Genomic DNA, 20,391 nt, shown 5'->3' with positions numbered 1-20,391 from the left:
GGTGTCAGCCGGTGACGCCCTCGAGCGCCTCCCGCAGTGCTGTTGCCTCGTCGGCGTTGAGTTCCACCACGAGCCGGCCGCCCCCCTCGAGCGGGACGCGCATCACCAGGCCGCGTCCCTCCTTGGTGACCTCCAGCGGACCGTCGCCCGTCCGGGGCTTCATCGCCGCCATCCGCGCACCTCTTCCTTGACGTATTTCCCCAGGACCGGCCGCCCTGAGCGGCGCAGCCGTGTCGTACTCCGGTCCATTATCCCTCATGAGTGAGGTGATGCCGACCACAGGGCTGGCACACTCCCTCCATGCACGCTCGGTCCGCGCTGTTCGACGTCTACGGCGATCACCTGCGCGGACGCGGCAGCAGGGCGCCCGTCGCGGGTCTCGTGCACCTCCTCGAGCCGGTCGGGATCCAGCCCCCGGCGGTGCGGACCGCGATCTCGCGGATGGTCGCGCAGGGCTGGCTCGAGCCGGTCCACCTGCCCGCCGGGCGTGGCTACCGTGCGACGGACCGGGCGATCCGATGGCTGGACGACGCCGGTGCGCGGGTCTACCGGCGCGACGAGCAGTCGTGGGACGGGCACTGGCAGCTCGCCCTCGTCGAGCCCCCGCCCGACCGAGCGGCGCGGGCGCGGCTGCGCGCCGACCTCGCCTTCGTCGGGTACGCCGAGGTCGCACCGCAGGCCTGGATCAGCCCCTACCAGCGGGCCGAGCTCGCCGAGGTGCTGCAGCGGGCCGGCACCACGGCCCGCGTGGTGCGCGCCGACGACATCTCCCCGAGCCCGGTCGACGCGTGGGACCTCGACGCGCTCGACGCGGCGTACCGCGCCTTCATGGCGTACGCCGACCGGTTGCTCGGCGGGGGTGAACAGACCGACGACCCCGACCGGACCGCCTTCGCCGCTCGCTTCCAGCTCGTGCACGAGTGGCGCAAGTTCCTCTTCACCGACCCCGGGCTGCCCGCCGAGCTGCTCCCGGCCGGCTGGAGCGGCCATGCGGCCGCCGAGCTCTTCACCAGCGAGGCGACGCGGCTCAAGCCGGCGGCCGACCGCTACGTCGCACGCTGCCTGGATTGATCGCGCCCGCGTCAGCGGGTGCGATCGATGGTGGTCGAGCAGCGAGCGCGGCTGAGGCACGAAGCCGCGACCTCGCGTGTCGAGACCCGGTGAGGTACGCACCCACCTCACGCCACCCAGCCGGTGCGGCAGACTGCGGCCATGACCACCGACCCCGTGCTCGTCGACGTGATCGACGGCGTCGCCACCGTCACCCTCAACCGTCCCGACGCGATGAACAGCCTCGACGTCGCCACCAAGGAGGCGTTGCTCGAGGCCGTGCGCGCGGTCGCCGAGGACGCCGCGGCCCGCTGCGTCGTCCTGACCGGGACCGGTCGCGCCTTCTGCGTCGGCCAGGACCTCAAGGAGCACATCCAGATCCTGCAGAGCGGCTCCACCGACACGCTGTTCAGCACCGTCGACGAGCACTACAACCCGATCGTCACGGCGCTGGCGACGATGCCCAAGCCGGTCATCGCCGCGGTCAACGGGGTCGCGGCGGGCGCCGGGGCGAGCCTCGCGTTCGCGTGCGACCTGCGGTTCCTCGCCGACACGGCCGGGTTCAACCTCGCCTTCGCCGGGGTCGCGCTGTCGTGCGACACCGGCGCCAGCTACCACCTGCAGCGCCTGGTCGGCCGCGCCCGGGCGATCGAGCTGCTCTACTTCCCGCGCACGGTCCCGGCCGAGGAGGCGCTGACCCTGGGGCTGGCCACCCAGGTCGTGCCGGCCGACGAGCTGCCCGACCTGGTCGCCAGGACCGCCGCCGGCCTGGCGGCGGGGCCCACGGTGGCGCTGGGCGCGATGCGCCGCGCGGTCGCGTACGCCGCCGGCCACTCCTTCGAGGAGGCGCTGGAGTTCGAGAGCGAGATGATGACGCTCACCGGCGCGACCGCCGACCACGCAGCCGCCGTCCAGGCGTTCGTGGCCAAGCAGAAGCCGGTCTTCGAGGGCCGCTGAGGGCTCAGCGCGGGACGCGCACCCGACGGGCGCCGAAGACGTCGAGCACCCGGTTGGGGGCGGTGCGGCGCATCATCCGACGCGACGGCGAGGAGCCGTACTCGACGGTCAGCGCGGCCCCGTCGTGCCGGTGGTTGTACCAGCTGGTCATGGTGCCGTGGCAGACCCCACCGCAGTCGAAGACCTTCTTGGGGAGCTTGAGCTTGCGGGCCACCCGACGTGCGAACCGCCGGTTCTTGGTGTCCTGGTCCACGCCGTAGAGCGGCTGGTGGAAGCTGAGGATCCGCCGGGGTTGCACGCGGTTGAGGAACCGGATCACCGCACGCGTCTCCGGCTCGGACTTCGGCCGCGGCCCGGACTCGTAGGCACCGTCGAGGTCGGCCCAGCGGTAGGGGAAGTTGCGGTTGAGGTCGACGCCGCGCGCGTTCTTGCGGGTCCCGCGCGCCGCGCCGTCGGGGTTGAAGGTGGGGATCACCCACAGGTCCACGCCCCGGATGGGTCGCCGGTCCTTGAGCGACCAGAGGATCTGGCGGGTCGCCCGCTCGTCGCCGTGCATGGTCGAGATCAGCACGACCTTCGGCTTGCCCCGCTCCCCCAGCCGGTAGGCCATGATCGGCCGCCCGCGCACCGACTCGCCCAGCTTGCGACGACCGACGACGGCATCGGCCTTCGCAGCCGCCGTCGTGGCGAGACCGCTGGCCACCGGGGCGGCGGCCGTCGTCGCGGGCGGTGCCGCGGTCACCACCAGCGCCGCGGCGAGGAGGGCACCCAGCGGCGCGCGGAACCGGCCGGTCACACCAGCGACCCGGCGTACGCGTAGGTGAAGACCAGGACGCCCACCAGCATCCCGACGTGGGCCAGGACCGAGAGCCCGGGGCCCTCGGACCAGGTGTCCTCACGGGCCTGCGTGGCGTGCTTGCCGCGGCTCGGGAGCCAGCGGACCAGGATCAGCAGGCCGACGAGGGCGGTGATCCACCAGAACGTCAGGGCGATGATGCCGGCCAGGGAGCCGCCCAGCGCGGTGTCCTCGCCCGCGACCAGGTAGGCGACCCAGCTGAGGAGGGCCAGCACACCGGCGACCGTGTGGACGTTCAGGAGCAGGGTCCCGACCTCGAGCCGGCCCGCGCCACCGCCCTCCTTGCCCAGCCGCAGCCGGGTCAGCACCACGACGACGGCAGCGAGCGCGGTGAGGATGTAGACGACGACCTCGATGGACACGGGGGCAGTGTGCCCTAGGGCGTGTCGGCCTCGCCACGACCCCGCGTGTCGGTGCCGCCCTCGCGCTCGCGCGCGAGCCGGTCGAGGAGCGCGTCGACCTCCGACATGCGGTAGCCGCGGAACGCCAGCGAGAAGCGCACCCGACGCAGGTCGTCGGCGCTGACCGGTCCGCTCGCCGGCACCGTCGCGTCGGGGCGGTCGTCGTACGTCGTGGACATGGGCTCACCCCGGCCGGCCGCCACCGCGGCGATGCCGCCGAGCGCCAGCACGACGAGGACGGCGAAGACCCAGGTCATCGGGGGTTCACCTCACTCGGCACGGTGGGCGGGCGGGATGGGGAGGTCCTCGTCGCGGGCCCGCACCATGAGCTCGACCGCCTGGTCGACGTCGTCGGTGAGGACCAGCATCGACAGGTCGGACTCGTTGATCTTGCCCTCCGCCAGGACGGTGTCGCGCAGCCAGTCGATCAGCCCCTGCCAGTAGCTGACGCCGAGCAGCACCACCGGGAAGGAGGTGACCTTGCGGGTCTGCACCAGGGTGAGCGCCTCGAAGAGCTCGTCGAAGGTGCCGAGGCCGCCCGGGAGCACGATGAACCCCTGGGCGTACTTGACGAACATCGTCTTGCGGGCGAAGAAGTAGCGGAAGTCGATGCCGAGGTCGACGTAGTCGTTGAGGCCGGCCTCGAAGGGGAGCTCGATGCCGAGACCGACCGAGACTCCCCCGGCCTGGCTGGCGCCCTTGTTGGCCGCCTCCATGGCACCTGGCCCGCCGCCGGTGATGACCGCGAACCCGGCGTCGGCCACCTTGCGGCCCACCTCCTCGCCGATGGCGTAGAACGCGTGGTCCCGCGGCGTACGGGCCGAGCCGAAGACGCCGATCGCCGGTCCGAGCTCGGCCAGGGCGCCGAAGCCCTCGACGAACTCGGCCTGGATCTTGAGCACCCGCCACGGATCGGTGTGCACCCAGTCGCTGGGCCCGCGGGAGTCGAGCAGCCGTTGGTCGGTGGTGCCCTCGTCGACGGCGTCGCGCCGCAGGGTGACCGGTCCCTTGGACTTGCTCCTCATGCGCTGCCTCCGAGCCAGTCGCGGAGCTGCCGCTCGCAGCGCTCGATGTGCTCGACCGGGACGTGCTCCTCCTGCTTGTGGGCCAGCATCGGGTCCCCGGGCCCGAAGTTGACGGCCGGCACGCCGAGCGCGCTGAACCGAGCGACGTCGGTCCAACCGAACTTGGGCTTGACCGGGCCGCCGACGGCGTCCACGAACTCCTTGGCCGCCGGGAGGCCCAGACCGGGCAGCGCGGCCGGGGCGCTGTCGGTGACGGTCACCTCGAAGCCCTCGAAGAAGTCACGGAGGAACTGCTCGGCCGCGGCCTCGGAGCGGTCGGGGGCGAAGCGGTGGTTGACCACGACCACGCACTCGTCCGGCAGCACGTTGCCGGCGACCCCGCCGTGGATGAAGACGGCGTTGAGCCCCTCGCGGTACTCCAGCCCGTCGATCACGGGCTTGCGCGGCTCGAAGGCGTTCAGCCGGGCCAGCACCTCGTGGGCGCCGTGGATCGCGTTGACCCCGTTCCAGCTCCGGGCGGCGTGCGCGCGCTCGCCGGTCGTCCGGACGTCGACCCGCATCGTGCCCTGGCAGCCCGCCTCGACGGCCGCGCCCGAGGGTTCCATGAGGATCGCGAAGTCGGCGGCCATCAGGTCGGGGTCGCTCTCGCTGAGCAGCCGTAGCCCGTTGAACTCGTCCTCGATCTCCTCGGCCTCGTAGAGGATGAACGTGAGGTCCCGGTTGGGCTCGGGCAGCGTGGCCGCCAGCCGGAGCAGGACGGCGTCCCCGCTCTTCATGTCACAGCTGCCGAGGCCGTGGAGGATGCCGTCCTCGAGCCGGGACGGCAGGTTGTCGTTGAGCGGGACCGTGTCGATGTGGCCGGCGATGACGACCCGCTCGGCCCGGCCGAGATCGGTGCGGGCCACGATCGTGTGGCCGCGCCGCGTGACGGTGAGGTGGGGAAGGCCGCGCAGCGCCTGCTCGATCGCGTCGGCGATCGCCTGCTCGTTGCGGCTGACCGACTCGATGTCGACGAGCTGGCGGGTGAGGGTGACGGCATCGGCGGTGAGGTCGAGGGTCATGGCTCCATCCAACCAGCCGCCGGAACCACGGGGGACCTTGTGCGGACCCTCCGGTGGGGAGCAGCATGACCGAGCGACCTCCCGAGCCGGGCGACGAGTCCCCGCCGGAGCCGAGGCCGCTCACGGAGGGGATGAGGGCGATGGGTCGTACGCGCAGGTTCACGAGGGGCTGCCTCGCGGCGGCGGTCGCGGCGCTGATGGCGGTGACGGCAGCCTCCGCACCCGCCGCCCAAGGGAGCCCGGACCGCAGCGCTGCCCCGCGCGAGCTGGGGGTCGCGACGTACAACGTGTACCTCGGCGCCGACCTGACCCCGCTCTTCGCCGCCGGCAACCAGCAGGAGTTCGTCGCGGCCGCGGCGGCCGTCTACGCGCAGATGGAGTACACCGACTTCCCGCGCCGTGCCGAGGCGATCGCCGACCAGATCGGGGCCCACGAGCCCGAGGTGCTCGGCCTGCAGGAGGTCGCGCTCTGGCAGAAGGGCCCGCTCGGCGGACCGCTCGGGACCACGTACGACTTCCTGGAGGTCCTGCTCGACGCGCTGGCGGCCCGCGGCATGGACTACGAGGCGGTGGCCACCAACGCCAACTTCGGGACCACGCAGCCGGTCCCGATCAGCGCCACCGAGCAGGTGTCGTTCCTCGACCGCGACGTCATCCTGGTCCGCACCGACTCCCGGCTGAAGGTGAGGAACGCGCAGTCAGCGCTCTTCGACGCCGCGCTGACGCTGCCGTCCGCGATCGGACCGATCACGGTGCCGCGCGGCTACTCCACGGTCGACGTGAAGGTGCGGGGCAAGTGGGTCCGGGTGGCCAACACCCACCTCGAGGCGTTCGGGGGGAGGTTCGTCCGCGAGCTCCAGGGGCGGGAGCTGATCGCCGCCCTCGCCGGGTCGCCGTACCCGGTGGTCGTGCTGGGCGACCTGAACACCTGCCCGGAGAACACCGACCCGTGCACGCTCGACGACACCTACGAGGACGTCGTCGGCGCCGGCTACGTCGACGCGTGGGCCGAGCTCAACGGCATCCAGGGCGGCTGGACCTCCGGCCAGAGCGCCACCCTCGACGACCCGGACGAGATCACCCACCGGATCGACTACGTCCTGCACCGGGGCGCCGGCCTGCGCGCCACCGAGGTGGAGGTGATCGGCGAGGAGGAGGCCGACCGCACCGGCGGCACGCCGAACCTCTGGCCCTCCGACCACGCCGGCGTGGTCGCCACCATCGTCCGGGCGCGGCCGGGTCGGCACGTCCACGACTGAGCGCGTCGCGCCGACCCGCCGGGCTCAGGCGCGCGCGACGGCCACCGAGGTCTCGCCGGAGCCCTCGTAGACCACCGACGTCGCGAGTGTCTCGCTCGCCAGGAGCTCCTCGTGGGTGCGCGCAGCCGCGAGCACGTCGTCGGGTCCGGCGACCGTGAGCGTGATCCGGTCGGAGACGTCGAGGCCGGCGTCGCGGCGGGCCTGCTGCACCGAGCGCACCAGGTCGCGGGCGACCCCCTCGGCCTCCAGCTCGGGGGTGACGGCGAGGTCGAGCACCACGAAGCCGCCGCGGGGCAGCATCGCCGTGGCCGCGTCGCCCGCGGAGGCGCCCGCCACGGTCTCGAGGGAGTACTCGCCCTCCTGAAGCTCGAAGCCACCGCTGGTGACCGTGCCGTCGGCGGCCACCGACCAGTCGCCGGACTTGGAGCCCACGATGGCGGCCTGCACGTCGCGGCCCAGGCGGGGACCCGCGGCGCGGGCGTTGACCGTGAGTCGCTGCTCCACGGCGTACGCCGCAGCCTCCTCGGAGCCGGCCTGCACCAGCCGGACCTGCTTGACGTTGAGCTCCTCGGCGAGGATCGGCTCGAAGCCCGCGAGGGCCGAGGCGTCGTCGACCACGAGGGTCAGCGAGGCCAGCGGCAGCCGGGTCCGCAACGCGTGGGCCTTGCGGAGGGCGAGCCCCGTCGAGGCCACGTCACGCACCTCGTCCATCGCGGCGACCAGCTTGCCGTCGGCGGGCAGCTCCTCGGCCGAGGGCCAGTCGGTGAGGTGGACCGACCGGCCGCCGGTCAGGCCGCGCCAGACCTCCTCGGTCACCAGCGGCATCAGCGGGGCCGTGACGCGGCAGACAGTCTCGAGCACCGTGTAGAGGGTGTCGAAGGCCTCCGGGCTGTCGCCCCAGAAGCGGTCGCGCGAGCGGCGGATGTACCAGTTGGTGAGCACGTCCAGGAAGGTGCGCGTCGTGTCGCACGCGCTCGCCACCTCGTAGTCGTCGAGCTGACGGGTCATCTGCTCGACGTACTGCCGGAGCTTGGCGAGGACGTAGCGGTCCATCACGTGCTCGGAGCCGGTCCGCACGGCGGCGTCGTGGCCGGCGGCGTTGGCGTAGAGCGCGAAGAAGTACCAGCTGTTCCACAGCGGGATCAGCACCTGCCGCACCGACTCGCGGATGCCCTGCTCGGTCACCACGAGGTTGCCGCCACGCAGGATCGGGCTCGACATCAGGAACCAGCGCATCGCGTCGGCGCCGTCGCGGTCGAAGACCTCCCGCACGTCGGGGTAGTTGCGCAGGCTCTTGGACATCTTCTGGCCGTCGGAGCCGAGCACGATGCCGTGCCCGATGCAGGTGGCGAACGCCGGCCGGTCGAAGATGGCGCCGGCCAGCACGTGCAGCGTGTAGAACCAGCCGCGGGTCTGGTTGATGTACTCGACGATGAAGTCGCCCGGGAAGTGGTGCTCGAACCAGTCCTGGTTCTCGAACGGGTAGTGCACCTGGGCGAAGCTCATCGAGCCCGAGTCGAACCACACGTCGAGCACGTCGGTGACGCGACGCATCGTCGACCGGCCGGTCGGGTCGTCGGGGTTGGGACGGGTCAGCTCGTCGACGAACGGCCGGTGCAGGTCGGGGTTGCCGTCCTGGTCGAGCGGGAGCCGTCCGAAGTCGCGCTCGATCTCCTCGAAGGAGCCGTAGACGTCGATCCGGGGGTACGCCGGGTCGTCGGACTTCCACACCGGCACCGGCGAGCCCCAGAACCGGTTGCGGGTGATCGACCAGTCGCGGGCGTTGGCCAGCCACTTGCCGAAGATCCCGTCCCGAATGTGGTCGGGGACCCAGCGGATCTCCTGGTTGAGCTCCAGCAGCCGCTCCTTGACCGCGGTGACCTCCACGAACCAGGACGAGACGCCCTTGTAGATCAGCGGCTGCTTGCAGCGCCAGCAGTGGGGGTAGGAGTGGTCGTACGACTCCCGCCGCAGCAGCACCGTGCCGGGCGTGACGCTCGCAGCCCCGGCGCGATCACCGCGCGTCGCCGCCTTGAGGTGGTCGATGATGTGGAGGTTGGCGTCGAAGACCAGCATCCCCGCGTAGTCGTCGACCGGGTGGGTGAAGCGGCCGTCCTTGCCGACCGGCATCACGGCCTCGATGCCCTCGCGGTCGGTGACCTCCTTGTCGGCCTCACCGAACGCGCCGGCGGAGTGGACCAGGCCGGTGCCGTCCGTGGTGGTCACGAACTCGGAGGCGGCGACCAGCCGGAACGCCTGCGCGTGGCCCTCGAAGTAGGAGAACGGCGGGGTGTAGGTCCGGCCGACCAGGTCGGCGCCGCGGTAGCGGGCGACGATGTCGAACTCCGTGGTCGAGCCGGACGTCAGGCCCAGCTCCCGCGCGTACGCCTCCAGCCTCGGCTCGGCGATCAGGTAGCGGGCGGTCTCGTCGGTCCCCGGCACCGGCGCCTCGACCACGACGTACTCGATGTCCTCGCCGACCATGACGGCGAGGTTCGACGGCAGCGTCCACGGCGTCGTCGTCCACACCAGGGCCAGCACGCCCGCCAGCTCGTCGCCCGTGCCGTCCTCGCCGGGCAGCGGCTCGATCCGGTAGCCGACGGTGACCGCGGGGTCCTGGCGGATGCGGTAGGTCTCGTCGTCCATCCGCAGCTCGTGGTTGGACAGCGGGGTCTCGTCCTGCCAGCAGTAGGGCAGCACCCGGAAGCCCTCGTAGACCAGGCCCTTCTCGTGGAGCTGCTTGAAGGCCCAGATCACCGACTCCATGAAGTCGGGGTTCATCGTCTTGTAGTCGTGGTCGAAGTCGACCCAGCGGGCCTGGCGGGTCACGTAGTCGCGCCACTCGCCGGTGTACTTCAGCACCGACTGGCGGCACGCGGCGTTGAACTTCTCGATGCCCAGCTCGAGGATCTCGTCGGTGGTCTTGATGCCGTTGAGGCGCATCGCCTCCAGCTCGGCCGGGAGCCCGTGGGTGTCCCAGCCGAAGCGGCGCTCCACGCGCTGCCCGCGCATGGTGCGGTAGCGAGGGATCAGGTCCTTGACGTAGCCGGTCAGCAGGTGGCCGTAGTGCGGCAGGCCGTTGGCGAACGGCGGGCCGTCGTAGAAGACGAACTCGTTCTTGTGGCCGTCGTCGTCGACGACCGGGCGCTGCTCGACGCTGGCCCGGAAGGTGTCGTCGGCCTCCCAGTGGGCGAGCACCTGCTCCTCGATCTCGGGGAAGCGCGGCGAGGACGGGACGCTGGTCGCGTCGGTGTGGGAGACCTTGGGGTAGGGCCGGCTGCTCATCGGGCGGTGCTCCTGGCGTCGTCGTCGGGTCGTGCACGAGGACGACGGGAGCCGCGGTACCACCTCGCTTGCCGGTGTCCCGGTGGGGACGCCGACCGCTCATGACGGCTGTGACGGGCCTACCCGTCCGGTTCTACTGGGCCACGGGGGCTGTTCTTCCGGAGGCTCACCGCTGATGACGGCTCGAACGCCTGTCCGCCCAGCGTACGGCGTGCCTGCGCCGGGCCGCCAATCAGTTGCCGCTCCACGCGGACCGGAATCGGCGACGAAAGTCGGTTGTCGGCCGGGCCGGGCTTCGCAAGGGTCGGACCCATGACGGAGCAGCCCGAGCGCAAGGAACCCGACATGTGGGTCGACCCCGAGGACGACCCGCGCAGCCAGGAGGTGACGCGGGGCGAGCGCGACACCGTGCTCGGCTACCTCGACGCCTACCGCAAGACGCTGGTGATGAAGTGCGAGGGGCTGACCCCGGAGCAGCTGGCCACCGCCTCGGTCCCGCCGTCCAACCTCACGCTGCTCGGGTTGGTCCGGCACATGGCGGCCGTCGAGCAGAGCTGGTTCCGCCGGGTCATGGACCGCCACCTCGAGCTGCCGCGCCTCTACGGCAAGGCGCAGGACCGGGACGCCGACTTCACGCAGGTCGAGCCCACCCAGGAGTGCGTCGACGAGGCGTTCGCCTCGCTCGCGCGCGAGGTGTCGTACGCCGAGGACTGGGTCGCCGCCCACGACCTCGACGACCTCGGCGAGCACCCTGACGGCGAGATCGAGCTGCGCGACGTGCTGGTGCACATGGTCGAGGAGTACGCCCGGCACTGCGGCCACGCCGACCTGCTGCGGGAGTGCCTCGACGGTCGCACCGGCCAGTAGCCGGCGCGACCGTCGTCGGCGGGGGTCAGCCGGAGCCGGTCAGGGCATCCGCTCGTAGGCCGGCAGCGTCAGGAAGTCGACGTAGTCGTCGGCGAGCGCGGTCTGCGTGAACGTCGCCCGGGCGTCGCCCCAGCGGCCCGAGGCGAAGGCGTCCTCGCCGACCCGCTCGCGGATCTTGGCCATCTCCTCCTCGACCATCTGCTCGACGAGCTCGCGGGTGACGAGCTGCCCGCCGGCGAGCTCGACGTCGTTGTGGAGCCACTGCCACACCTGGCTGCGGGAGATCTCCGCGGTCGCGGCGTCCTCCATCAGGTTGTTGATGCCGACCGCTCCGGAGCCGCGCAGCCACGACTCGAGGTACTGGATGCCGACGCTGATGTTGCTGCGCAGCCCGGCCTCGGTGATCTCCCCCGGCGTCGACCTCACGTCGAGCAGGTCGGCAGCGGTCACGTGGACGTCCTCGCGGAGCTTGTCGAGCTGGTTGGGCCGGTCGCCGAGCACCTTGGTGAACTCCTCGCGGCACGCCTCGACCATGCCGGGGTGGGCCACCCACGAGCCGTCGAAGCCGTCGCCGGCCTCGCGCGACTTGTCGTCGGCCAGCTTCTTGAACGCGTTGTCGTTGACCTCGGGGTCCTTGCTGGGGATGAACGCCGCCATGCCGCCGATCGCGTGCGCGCCGCGCTTGTGGCAGGTCCGGACCAGCAGCTCGGTGTAGGCCCGCATGAACGGCACCGTCATCGTCACCGAGTTCCGGTCGGGCAGCAGGAAGTCGCGACCGCGGCTGCGGAAGCTCTTGATGACGCTGAACATGTAGTCCCAGCGTCCGGCGTTGAGGCCCGCGGAGTGGTCACGCAGCTCGTAGAGGATCTCCTCCATCTCGAACGCCGCGGGGTAGGTCTCGATCAGCACCGTCGCCCGGATCGTGCCGCGCGGGATGCCGAGGAAGTCCTGGGCGAGGTTGAACGCGTCGTTCCAGAGCCGCGCCTCGAGGTGGGACTCCATCTTGGCGAGGTAGAAGTACGGGCCGCGACCGCGGTCGATCTGCTTCTGGCCGCACGCCGTCAGGTAGAGCGCGAAGTCGACGAGCCCGCCGCCGGGCTGCTCGCCGTCGACCAGGATGTGCTTCTCGGGCAGGTGCCAGCCACGCGGGCGTACGACGATGGCGGGCAGGTCGTCGACGTCGTTGCTCTTGAGCCGGTACTCCTTGCCCTCCGGGCTGGTGAAGTCGAGGTTGCCGGTCAGCGAGTCGAGCAGGTTGAGCGGTCCGTTGACGACGTTCTCCCACAGCGGGGTGTTGGCGTCCTCCTGGTCGGCCAGCCACACCTTGGCCCCGGAGTTGAGGGCGTTGATCGTCATCTTGCGATCGGTGGGCCCGGTCATCTCGACCCGGCGGTCGACCAGGCCGGGCGCGGGCTCGGCCACCCGCCACGAGTCGTCCTCGCGGATGGCGCGGGTCTCCTCGAGGAAGTCGAGGGTGCCGCCCTCGGCGAGGACGCGGAACCGCTCGCCGCGGCGGGCGAGGAGCTCCGCGCGGCGAGGCCCGAGCTCCCGGTGGAGCAGCCCGATCAGCTCCAGGGCCCGCGGGGAGAGGATCTCCTCGTAACGGTCGTGGATCGGGCCGGTGATCTCGATGCCCTCGGGAGTGTCCATGCCGCCTGCCTCGCTTCCATGATGTGAACATTTCCACCACGCGGAACTACCGATCGTGGTGTTGACGACGTTAGGAGCCAATTCAGGGGAGGGCAAGCCCGCGCCCACCCCTGAAGATTTCCGTATCGCGGAACAACGTCATGATCGTCGCCCCGCGAGGGACTCGGCGGCGCCGTGCAGCAGGACGGCCAGGGCGGGGACGGCCTCGGCCGTCACCCGGCTGGCCGGTCCCGACACCGAGACCGCCGAGCTGAGCACCCCGGGGACGGCCACCGCCACGCACCGCACTCCGAGCTCCTGCTCGCCGTCGTCGACCGCGTAGCCCTGCTCGCGCACCAGCCTCATCTCGGCGAGGAACTGGTCGACGTCGGTGATCGTGTGCTCCGTGGTCGCCGGCATGCCGGCCGTGACGACCACCTCCCGCACCTCGTCGTCGGGCAGCTGGGCGAGCAGCACCTTGCCGACACCGGTGCTGTGGGCGTGGACCCGGCGTCCGACCTCGGTGAACATCCGGACGGTGTGGCGGGTCGAGGCGGCCTGGGCGACGTAGACCACCTGGTCCACGTCGAGCATGGCCAGGTTCGCGGTCTCCCCGGCCGCCTCCGCTAGCGCGCGCAGGTGCGGGCTCGCCCAGGCCTCGACGGTCTGTGCGGCGCTGGCCCCGAGCCCGATCAGCCGCGGCCCCAGGGTGTAGCGCCGCGAGGGCATCTGGAGCACGTACCCGTTGGCGACCAGGGTGCGCACGATCCGGTGGATGGTCGGGACGGGCAGCCCCGACTCCGCGGCCAGCCGGCTCACGGCGATCTCGCCGCCCGCCGCCGCCATCAGCTCGAGGACGTCGAAGGCGCGCTCGAGCGACTGGACGCCACCGGAGGGAGCCACCTTGACCGGGTCGCTCGCCACGGCGTGCTCGTCACTGCTCATCAGGCCTCCTCGAGGGCTCCGGCTCCACCGGGTCCGGGCCCAGTATCGACCCGCACCCCGCACGGCCCCGGCACACCCTCCGGGCGGACCGGGTCGTGGCGGGACCTCACGCCCCGGACGACGCTTCCCGGTAGGCGCGCGCCCGGGTGACGTAGGAGGCGGTCCCGCTGCGCATCCGCTCCCGCTCGGCGTCGGTCACGGGACGCTTCACGCGGCCGGGGACCCCGGCCACCAGCGACCCGGGCGGGACCACGGTGCCCTCCAGCACGACCGACCCGGCGGCCACCAGCGACCCGGCGCCCAGCTCGACGCCGTTGAGCAGCACCGCACCCATGCCGACGAGGGCGCCGTCGCCGATGGTGCAGCCGTGGACGACCGCCCGGTGACCGATCGTCACGTCGCGCCCGACCGTGACCGGGAAGGTCGGGTCGGAGTGGAGCACGCTGCCGTCCTGGACGTTGCTGCCCTCCCCGACCTCGATCGGGGCTCCGTCGCCGCGGACCACGGCGCTGAACCACACGCTGGCGCCGGCGCCGAGCCGGACGGCGCCCACGAGGGTCGCCCCGTCGGCCACGAAGGCCTCCGGGTCGACCTCGGGGACCGCGCCTCCGTAGGGGACCAGCCGGGCGCCGGCACCGGTTCCCGTCATCGCAGGACCGGCAGGTCGAGCACCTGGTTGCCGATCACGATCAGCAGCAGCCACGTGACCATGGGCGCGATCGCCACCATCGAGAAGCCCCACTTGAGCAGGCTCCGGTAGACGGCCTCACGGTCGGCCTCGTTGGCGTTCGCCACCACGAGCGCACCCGAGGTGGAGTACGGCGAGGAGTCGACCACCGAGGAGGAGATCGCCAGCGCGGTCACCAGGGCCACGACGCCGAGCACGGCGTCGGGGCCGTCCAGGAACGGCACGGCGAGCGGGATCAGCGCACCGAGGATGCCGGTGGTGGACGCGAAGGCCGAGACCACGCCGCCGACGTACAGGATCAGTAGGGCGGCGATGGTGACCGCACCGAGACCGGCCGCCCAGTCGCCGAGCCAGGTGATGACGTCGCGCTCACCGCTCGGGTCGAGCGCGGGGTTCTGGAGCAGGCTGACGTAGGTCACGATGCCGCAGACCAGGAGGATCGTCGGCCAGGCGATCTCGCCGACCGCGCCCTTGGTGATCGTGGGGTTCGCCAGGCAGAGCAGCGAGCCGATGAGGAAGGAGAAGAAGCCCACGTCGAGCTGCAGGAAGAACGCACCCAGGGTGAGGATGACCATCCCGGCGAGCGTCATCGCCTGGTGGACGTCGAGCGTCGCGGGGGCCTCCGCGCCCGGCTCCGCGTTGCGGGACGCGCTCGACATCGAGGACGACCACTGGCCGGTCTGCTCGGCCGGCCCCTCGCGGAACCGGCTCACCGGCGAGCCGTCCGCCGCGACCAGCTCACCCTCGCCGACGTCGCGGACGCCCACGAGCTGACGCCCGCCGAAGAGGGCGAAGGTGACGAACCCGAGAACGACGTTGAAGACGAGCGAGGCGAGGAACAGGAACAGCGGACTGCCGTCGAGGCCGGCGCCGGCCACCACGTCGTTGGTGATCGAGCCGAAGATGCTCAGCGGGGAGAAGCCGCCCGCGGTGGCGCCGTTGATCACCATCAGGCCCATCAACAGCTGCTTGATGTCGTACTTGCGGGCGAAGGTCATGCCGATCGGGGCGATGATCGCGACGGCCGCAGGCACCACGGCCCCGACGCCGGTCAGGACCGCGGTGACGCCGAAGAACACCCACGGGATCAGGGCCACCCGGCCACCGACGGAACGGACGGCCGCGTGGACCAGCCAGTCCACCGTGCCGTTGTTCTTGGCGATGCCGAAGAGGAACGTGACCCCGGCCAGGGTGATGAAGAGCCCCCCTGGGAAGCCGTCGGCGATCGCGCCGGACTTCTCGTCGAGTGCCTCCGGACTGAACCCGCCGGGCAGCAGCAGGATGCCGAGGACGAAGGCGGCCGAGATGGCGAGCGCGCCCATGTGGATCGGGAGGAACGTGGCGATCAGGAAGATCACCGCGAGCACGAGGAGCGAGATGATGGAGACGGCTTCGAGGGACAAGGGATGAGACCTTCCGAGGGGTTCGGGCTTGCCGCCGGCGTCACCGAGTCGAGCTGCGTATTCCGTCATTTGGAATAGTGACGTCGATCACGCAGCATCACAGCACGCTCGAATACGCTCGTCAACAGGCCGTTGCCGACCTTTGCCGTGGCGGCTAGATTCCACATCCCGAGCGATTTCGCGCTTGACGTCGTACGAGAGGACCCCGGTATGCCCCGCACCACCGGCCGCCACTTCCTGCAGATCCCCGGCCCGACCAACGTCCCCGACGAGGTGCTCGCCGCGATGTCGGCGCCCACCATCGACCACCGCGGCCCGGACTTCGCGGTGCTGGGCCGGGAGGTGCTCGACGGGCTGGGGCCGGTCTTCGGCACCACCGGACCGGTGGTGGTCTATCCGAGCTCGGGAACCGGCGCGTGGGAGGCCGCGCTGGCGAACACCCTCTCCCCCGGCGACACGGTCCTGGCCTTCGAGACCGGCCACTTCGCGCTGCTGTGGCAGTCGATGGCGACGGCCCTCGGCCTGCAGGTCGACCTGGTCCCCGGCGACTGGCGTCACGGCGTGGACCCCGAGGTCGTCGAGGAGCGGCTCCGGGCCGACACCGGCCACGAGGTCAAGGCGGTCTGCGTGGTCCACAACGAGACCTCGACCGGCGTCACCAGCCGGGTGGCCGAGGTCCGGCAGGCCATCGACCGGGCCGGGCACCCCGCCCTGCTGCTGGTGGACACCATCTCCTCGCTCGGCTCCATCGACTACCGCCACGACGAGTGGGGGGTCGACGTCACCGTGAGCGGCTCGCAGAAGGGTCTGATGCTGCCGCCGGGACTCGGCTTCAACGCCGTGAGCGAGAAGGCGCTGGCGGCGTCCAGGACCGCCACGCTGCCCCGTTCCTACTGGGACTGGGAGCCGATCATCGCGGCCAACCAGCGCGGCTACTGGCCCTACACCCCGGCCACCAACCTGCTCTACGGCCTGCGGACCGCGCTGCGGATGCTCGACGAGGAGGGGCTGCCCGAGGTCTTCGCCCGCCATCAGCGGCACGCTGAGGCGACCCGGGCGGCGGTCCGGGCCTGGGGGCTGGAGATCCTGTGCGCCGACGAGCGCGAGCACTCCCCCGTGCTCACCGCGATCCTGCTCCCCGAGGAGCACGACGCCGACGAGGTCCGCCGGGTGATCCTGGAGCGCTTCGACATGTCGCTCGGGGCGGGCCTGGGCCGGGTGGCCGGCAAGGTCTTCCGGATCGGGCACCTCGGCCACTTCAACGACCTGACGCTGGCCGGCACGCTCTCGGGGGTGCAGATGGGGCTCCACCTCGCGGGGGTCCCCGTCAAGGAGGACGGCGTCTCCGTGGCCCTGGCCCGCCTGGAGCAGCCGTGACCCTCCTCGAGCACGACGAGCAGTCGGTCGAGCTGCAGCGCCGCCTCGAGCACGAGCTCGAGGGCGAGGTCGCCTTCGACGACTACACCCGGCACCTGTTCTCGCGCGACGCCAGCATGTACTCCATCCGGCCGCTGGGCGTGGTCTACCCACGCCACGCCGAGGACATCGCGGCCGCCGTCACGGCCGCCGCCGCGCTCGGCGTACCGATCACGCCGCGCGGTGCCGGCACCAGCCTCGCGGGACAGACGGTCGGAGCCGGCCTGGTGCTCGACACCTCCCGCCACCTGGACCGGATCCACGACCTCGACCCCGACGCGCGCACGGCCGTGGTCGACGTCGGGGTGGTGCAGGACCAGCTCAACCTGGCCGCCGCGCCCCACGGGTTGCAGTTCGGTCCCGACACCTCCACCAGCAACCGCGCCACCATCGGCGGGATGACCGGCAACAACTCCGCCGGCAGCGGCAGCCTGCAGTACGGCATGACCATCGACCACGTCCGCGCCCTCGACGTCGTCCTCTCCGACGGCTCGACCGTGCGGTTCGAGCCGGTCGACGAGGCCGAGCGCGCGCGGCGGGCGCGGGCGGACACCCTCGAGGGCCGCCTCTACCGCGGCCTTCCCGAGATCCTGGAGCGTCACGCCCGGTCGGTCGCCGAGGACTTCCCGGCGTTCTGGCGCCGCGCCTGCGGCTACCGGCTCGACCGGCTCGCCGACGACACCCCGTTCGACCTGGCGAAGTTCGTCGTCGGCGCCGAGGGAACGCTGGCGGTGACGACCAGGGCGGTGGTCGACCTGGTCCCGAAGCCGAGGCACGCCGTCTTCGCGGTCGGCCACTTCACCTCGGTCCCGGCGGCCATCGACGCCACCACCGACGCCCTCTCCTGCGACCCCGCCCAGGTCGAGCTGATGGACAAGACGATCCTCGACCTGTCGCGCAGCAAGATCGAGTTCGCCGACCTCGGCAAGAGCCTCGAGGGCGACCCGGCCGCGCTGCTGTTCGTCTCGTTCACCGGCGACGACACCGCCGAGCTGACCGACCGGCTGGACCGGCTGATCGCGCTCTGGCAGAGCAACGGCCACGGCTACCACACGCTCCGGGCGGTGACGCCGGCCCAGCAGGCCGCGCTGCTCAAGGTCCGCAAGTCCAGCCTCGGCCTGCTGATGGCCGCCTCCGTCGGCACCCGGCGCCCGCTGGCGTTCGTCGAGGACACCGCGGTCGACCCGGTGCACCTCAGCGCCTACACGCAGCGCTTCAAGGAGGTGCTCGACCGGCACGGGCTCGAGGCGGGCTTCTACGGCCACGCCTCGGTCGGCTGCCTCCACGTCCGCCCGTTCGTCGACCTCGCCGACCCTGCCCAGCAGGCGGCGATGCGCGCCGTGGCGGTGGAGGTGAAGGACCTCGTGCGGGAGTGCGGCGGCGTCAACTCCAGCGAGCACGGCGACGGGCTCGCCCGCAGCGAGTTCAACCGCGAGCTGTTCGGCGACGACCTCTACGAGGCCATGCGCGAGGTGAAGGGCCTCTTCGACCCCGACAACATCATGAATCCGGGCAAGATCGTCGACGCGCCGGCCATGACCGACCACCTCCGCGACGCGAACCTGCCCGAGCCCGGTCCGCTCCGGACGACGCTCGACTTCGAGGTGGTGGGCGGGATGCGGGGGGCCGCGGACCGCTGCATGAACATCGGCGCCTGCCGCAAGACGACCACCGGGGTGATGTGCCCCTCCTACATCGCCACGAAGATGGAGGAGCACTCCACCCGGGGACGGGCCAACGCCCTGGTCAAGGCCCTCAGCGAGCCGGACCCCGCAGCGGCCCTCGCCGACGACCGCCTCCACGAGGTGCTCGACCTGTGCCTGATGTGCAAGGCGTGCAAGAGCGAGTGCCCGCTCGGCGTCGACATCGCCACCCTCAAGAGCGAGACCCTCTCCCACCGCCACGCTGTGCACGGGACACCGCTGCGCTCACGGGTCTTCGGCGCGATCCGGACCCTGAACCGGCTCGGCTCCGCGACTGCACCGCTCTCGAACCTCCCCGGCCGTACCGCCTGGATGCGGCGCGCGATGGGTCGGGTGATCGGGATCGCGCCCGAGCGGCCGCTCCCGGTGTTCGAGCGGGAGACCCTCCCCCGCTGGTACGGCCGCCGTCGTTCCGTGGCGCCGGGCTCGGCCGGTCCGGTGACCTTCCTGGCCGACTCCTTCACCAGCTTCACCGAGCCCGGGGTCGGCCGGGCGGCCATCGAGCTGCTGGAGGCCGCCGGGCACACCGTACGGCTGGAGAGCGGCGGCTGCTGTGGCCGCGCCAGCCTGTCCAAGGGCCTGGTCGACGACGCGAGGAAGCAGGCGGGTGCGCTGGCACGCCGGCTCTCCGAGGGGTCCGAGGCGGGCTCGCCGATCGTGGGCTGCGAGCCGTCGTGCCTGTTCACGCTGCGTGACGAGCACCGCGCTCTGCTGCCCGAGGACCCGCACGTCCGCGACGTCGGCGGGCGGGTCCGCCAGGTCGAGGAGCTGCTCGCGGAGGCCATCGACGACGGCCGCCTCGTGCTCGACCCCGACTCGTGGCTGGCCGGGCGCAAGGTGCTCTACCACGGCCACTGCCACCAGAAGGCCGAGGTCGGGACCGCCGCCACCGTCGCGCTGCTCGCCAGGATCCCCGGGGCCGAGGTCGCCGAGGTCGACGCCGGCTGCTGCGGCATGGCCGGCTCGTTCGGGTTCGAGGCCGAGCACTACGACGTGTCGATCGAGGTGGGTGAGGACCGGCTCTTCCCCGCCGTCCGGGCCGAGCCCGAGGACACGGTCGTGGCCGCCACCGGCGTCTCCTGCCGGCAGCAGATCCAGCACGGCACCGAGCGACGGGCGCTGCACCCGGTCGAGCTCGTGCGGAGCGCCCTGGTGACCGGGCGGTGAGCACGGGGCAGGTCGTCACCTTCGACCTCTTCTCCGCCCTCATCGACTCACGGACCGGCGGGTCAGCGGCGTTCGCGACGCTGGCGCGACGCCACGGCTGGCCGGTGACGGGCGAGCAGGTCTACGACGCCTGGGACCCCCGCAACAAGGCCGCGCAGCGGGACTGCCCGACGTGGGAACCTTGGCGCGGACCGGCGCTGCGGGCGCTGGTCGCGGCGTACGACGCCCTCGGGATCGGCGGCGACCCGGCGCGGGACCTCGAGACGCTGGTCGGCTCGATGCCGGGCTGGCCGCTCTGGCCGGACGTGGCCACCGGGCTGCCCGGCGTGGCCGAGCGGCACCGCGTCGGCGTGCTGTCCAACGTCGACGGCGCGCTCTTCGCGGCCACGGCCGCGGCCGGCCTGGTGGACCACGACGTCGCCCTCACCTCGGAGCGGCTCGGCGTCTACAAGCCGCACGCCGAGATCTACCGGCGCGCCGTCGTCGGCTGGGGGCCGCTGGTGCACGTCGCCAGCTCCGCCCGCGACGTCCGGGGTGCCCTGGAGTCGGGGATCCCCACCATCCGGCTGCGTCGGCCCGGTCACGAGCTCGACCCGGACGGGCCCCGGCCGACCCACGAGGTCGCGAGCACCGTCGACGTGGCGGCCGCGGTGTCGGACCTCGGGTGAGCCGGTGCCGG

18 protein-coding genes are annotated in these 20,391 nt (G+C 72.0%); 7 read left to right on the top strand and 11 right to left on the bottom strand.

Annotated features, from left to right (window positions below; translation table 11 throughout):
• Positions 1 to 4 precede the first annotated feature (4 nt).
• On the bottom strand, positions 5 to 172 hold the full coding sequence (locus EXE57_RS16595) for a DUF3117 domain-containing protein (RefSeq protein WP_167305947.1): 168 nt from the start codon (positions 170 to 172) through the stop codon (positions 5 to 7).
• A 128-nt stretch (positions 173 to 300) separates the two neighbouring features.
• On the opposite strand from EXE57_RS16595, the gene EXE57_RS16590 reads away from it, so the two are divergent.
• The gene (locus EXE57_RS16590) at positions 301 to 1,071 is read left to right on the top strand and encodes a PaaX family transcriptional regulator (RefSeq protein WP_135079399.1); all 771 of its coding nucleotides are present in this window, start codon (positions 301 to 303) and stop codon (positions 1,069 to 1,071) included.
• A gap of 141 nt (positions 1,072 to 1,212) precedes the next feature.
• Positions 1,213 to 2,007: an enoyl-CoA hydratase-related protein gene (locus tag EXE57_RS16585; RefSeq protein ID WP_135079397.1), complete on the top strand. Its 795-nt coding sequence runs from the start codon at positions 1,213 to 1,215 to the stop codon at positions 2,005 to 2,007.
• A gap of 4 nt (positions 2,008 to 2,011) precedes the next feature.
• Here EXE57_RS16585 and EXE57_RS16580 read toward each other — a convergent pair whose 3' ends face one another.
• From EXE57_RS16580 to dapE, 5 genes are read right to left on the bottom strand one after another with little or no spacing between them, the layout of a single operon-like run.
• Positions 2,012 to 2,803 (bottom strand): M14 family zinc carboxypeptidase, encoded by a 792-nt coding sequence (locus EXE57_RS16580; protein WP_135079395.1) that lies wholly within the window; start codon positions 2,801 to 2,803, stop codon positions 2,012 to 2,014.
• A complete protein-coding gene (locus EXE57_RS16575; RefSeq protein WP_135079393.1) occupies positions 2,800 to 3,225 on the bottom strand; it encodes a hypothetical protein in 426 nt (141 codons plus the stop codon). Before EXE57_RS16575 ends, EXE57_RS16580 begins: the two co-directional genes overlap by 4 nt.
• A gap of 14 nt (positions 3,226 to 3,239) precedes the next feature.
• Positions 3,240 to 3,521 carry a DivIVA domain-containing protein gene (locus EXE57_RS16570; RefSeq protein WP_135079391.1) on the bottom strand — a complete coding sequence of 94 codons (282 nt, stop codon included), beginning with the start codon at positions 3,519 to 3,521 and terminating at the stop codon, positions 3,240 to 3,242.
• Between the two features lie 12 nt (positions 3,522 to 3,533).
• Entirely contained in the window at positions 3,534 to 4,289 is a 756-nt protein-coding gene (locus tag EXE57_RS16565; protein WP_135079389.1) for an LOG family protein, read from the bottom strand.
• Positions 4,286 to 5,350, bottom strand: coding sequence for a succinyl-diaminopimelate desuccinylase (gene dapE / locus EXE57_RS16560; RefSeq protein ID WP_135079387.1), 1,065 nt, complete (start codon positions 5,348 to 5,350; stop codon positions 4,286 to 4,288). The genes EXE57_RS16565 and dapE overlap by 4 nt, the downstream gene beginning before the upstream one ends.
• A gap of 65 nt (positions 5,351 to 5,415) precedes the next feature.
• Here dapE and EXE57_RS16555 point away from each other — a divergent pair, with 65 nt between their 5' ends.
• The gene (locus tag EXE57_RS16555) at positions 5,416 to 6,609 is read left to right on the top strand and encodes an endonuclease/exonuclease/phosphatase family protein (RefSeq protein WP_135079385.1); all 1,194 of its coding nucleotides are present in this window, start codon (positions 5,416 to 5,418) and stop codon (positions 6,607 to 6,609) included.
• A gap of 24 nt (positions 6,610 to 6,633) precedes the next feature.
• Here the strand turns inward: EXE57_RS16555 and ileS are convergent, their stop codons facing one another.
• On the bottom strand, positions 6,634 to 9,894 hold the full coding sequence (ileS, locus tag EXE57_RS16550) for an isoleucine--tRNA ligase (RefSeq protein ID WP_135079383.1): 3,261 nt from the start codon (positions 9,892 to 9,894) through the stop codon (positions 6,634 to 6,636).
• Between the two features lie 312 nt (positions 9,895 to 10,206).
• On the opposite strand from ileS, the gene EXE57_RS16545 reads away from it, so the two are divergent.
• Positions 10,207 to 10,761, top strand: coding sequence for a DinB family protein (locus tag EXE57_RS16545; protein WP_135079381.1), 555 nt, complete (start codon positions 10,207 to 10,209; stop codon positions 10,759 to 10,761).
• 39 nt (positions 10,762 to 10,800) lie between these two features.
• Here EXE57_RS16545 and aceB read toward each other — a convergent pair whose 3' ends face one another.
• The 4 genes from aceB to EXE57_RS16525 all read right to left on the bottom strand — a co-directional run bounded on the left by aceB (position 10,801) and on the right by EXE57_RS16525 (position 15,426).
• Positions 10,801 to 12,411, bottom strand: coding sequence for a malate synthase A (gene aceB / locus EXE57_RS16540; RefSeq protein WP_135079379.1), 1,611 nt, complete (start codon positions 12,409 to 12,411; stop codon positions 10,801 to 10,803).
• 138 nt (positions 12,412 to 12,549) lie between these two features.
• Positions 12,550 to 13,335 (bottom strand): IclR family transcriptional regulator, encoded by a 786-nt coding sequence (locus EXE57_RS16535; protein ID WP_135079377.1) that lies wholly within the window; start codon positions 13,333 to 13,335, stop codon positions 12,550 to 12,552.
• 106 nt (positions 13,336 to 13,441) lie between these two features.
• Positions 13,442 to 13,984 carry a gamma carbonic anhydrase family protein gene (locus EXE57_RS16530; RefSeq protein ID WP_135079375.1) on the bottom strand — a complete coding sequence of 181 codons (543 nt, stop codon included), beginning with the start codon at positions 13,982 to 13,984 and terminating at the stop codon, positions 13,442 to 13,444.
• Positions 13,981 to 15,426: an SLC13 family permease gene (locus tag EXE57_RS16525; RefSeq protein ID WP_208542890.1), complete on the bottom strand. Its 1,446-nt coding sequence runs from the start codon at positions 15,424 to 15,426 to the stop codon at positions 13,981 to 13,983. The genes EXE57_RS16530 and EXE57_RS16525 overlap by 4 nt, the downstream gene beginning before the upstream one ends.
• 210 nt (positions 15,427 to 15,636) lie before the next feature.
• On the opposite strand from EXE57_RS16525, the gene EXE57_RS16520 reads away from it, so the two are divergent.
• From EXE57_RS16520 to EXE57_RS16510, 3 genes are read left to right on the top strand one after another with little or no spacing between them, the layout of a single operon-like run.
• Positions 15,637 to 16,803, top strand: a complete 1,167-nt coding sequence (locus EXE57_RS16520; RefSeq protein ID WP_135079371.1) for a pyridoxal-phosphate-dependent aminotransferase family protein — start codon at positions 15,637 to 15,639, stop codon at positions 16,801 to 16,803.
• Positions 16,800 to 19,712 (top strand): FAD-binding and (Fe-S)-binding domain-containing protein, encoded by a 2,913-nt coding sequence (locus tag EXE57_RS16515; RefSeq protein ID WP_208542889.1) that lies wholly within the window; start codon positions 16,800 to 16,802, stop codon positions 19,710 to 19,712. Before EXE57_RS16520 ends, EXE57_RS16515 begins: the two co-directional genes overlap by 4 nt.
• On the top strand, positions 19,709 to 20,380 hold the full coding sequence (locus EXE57_RS16510) for an HAD family hydrolase (RefSeq protein ID WP_135079369.1): 672 nt from the start codon (positions 19,709 to 19,711) through the stop codon (positions 20,378 to 20,380). The genes EXE57_RS16515 and EXE57_RS16510 overlap by 4 nt, the downstream gene beginning before the upstream one ends.
• Positions 20,381 to 20,391: the final 11 nt, after the last annotated feature.

The sequence above is a fragment of the Nocardioides euryhalodurans genome (assembly GCF_004564375.1).
GTDB classification, from domain to species: domain Bacteria; phylum Actinomycetota; class Actinomycetes; order Propionibacteriales; family Nocardioidaceae; genus Nocardioides; species Nocardioides euryhalodurans.
The sequence above is the reverse complement of the archived record's forward strand: the minus strand, read 5'-3'. Positions and strand labels throughout refer to the sequence as shown.

Coding starts and splice junctions, on each gene's coding strand:
- EXE57_RS16595 (WP_167305947.1), bottom strand. CDS start 172: ATGGCGGCGATGAAGCCCCGGACGGGCGACGGTCCGCTGGAGGTCACC.
- EXE57_RS16590 (WP_135079399.1), top strand. CDS start 301: ATGCACGCTCGGTCCGCGCTGTTCGACGTCTACGGCGATCACCTGCGC.
- EXE57_RS16585 (WP_135079397.1), top strand. CDS start 1,213: ATGACCACCGACCCCGTGCTCGTCGACGTGATCGACGGCGTCGCCACC.
- EXE57_RS16570 (WP_135079391.1), bottom strand. CDS start 3,521: ATGACCTGGGTCTTCGCCGTCCTCGTCGTGCTGGCGCTCGGCGGCATC.
- EXE57_RS16565 (WP_135079389.1), bottom strand. CDS start 4,289: ATGAGGAGCAAGTCCAAGGGACCGGTCACCCTGCGGCGCGACGCCGTC.
- dapE (WP_135079387.1), bottom strand. CDS start 5,350: ATGACCCTCGACCTCACCGCCGATGCCGTCACCCTCACCCGCCAGCTC.
- EXE57_RS16555 (WP_135079385.1), top strand. CDS start 5,416: ATGACCGAGCGACCTCCCGAGCCGGGCGACGAGTCCCCGCCGGAGCCG.
- ileS (WP_135079383.1), bottom strand. CDS start 9,894: ATGAGCAGCCGGCCCTACCCCAAGGTCTCCCACACCGACGCGACCAGC.
- EXE57_RS16545 (WP_135079381.1), top strand. CDS start 10,207: ATGACGGAGCAGCCCGAGCGCAAGGAACCCGACATGTGGGTCGACCCC.
- aceB (WP_135079379.1), bottom strand. CDS start 12,411: ATGGACACTCCCGAGGGCATCGAGATCACCGGCCCGATCCACGACCGT.
- EXE57_RS16535 (WP_135079377.1), bottom strand. CDS start 13,335: ATGAGCAGTGACGAGCACGCCGTGGCGAGCGACCCGGTCAAGGTGGCT.
- EXE57_RS16530 (WP_135079375.1), bottom strand. CDS start 13,984: ATGACGGGAACCGGTGCCGGCGCCCGGCTGGTCCCCTACGGAGGCGCG.
- EXE57_RS16520 (WP_135079371.1), top strand. CDS start 15,637: ATGCCCCGCACCACCGGCCGCCACTTCCTGCAGATCCCCGGCCCGACC.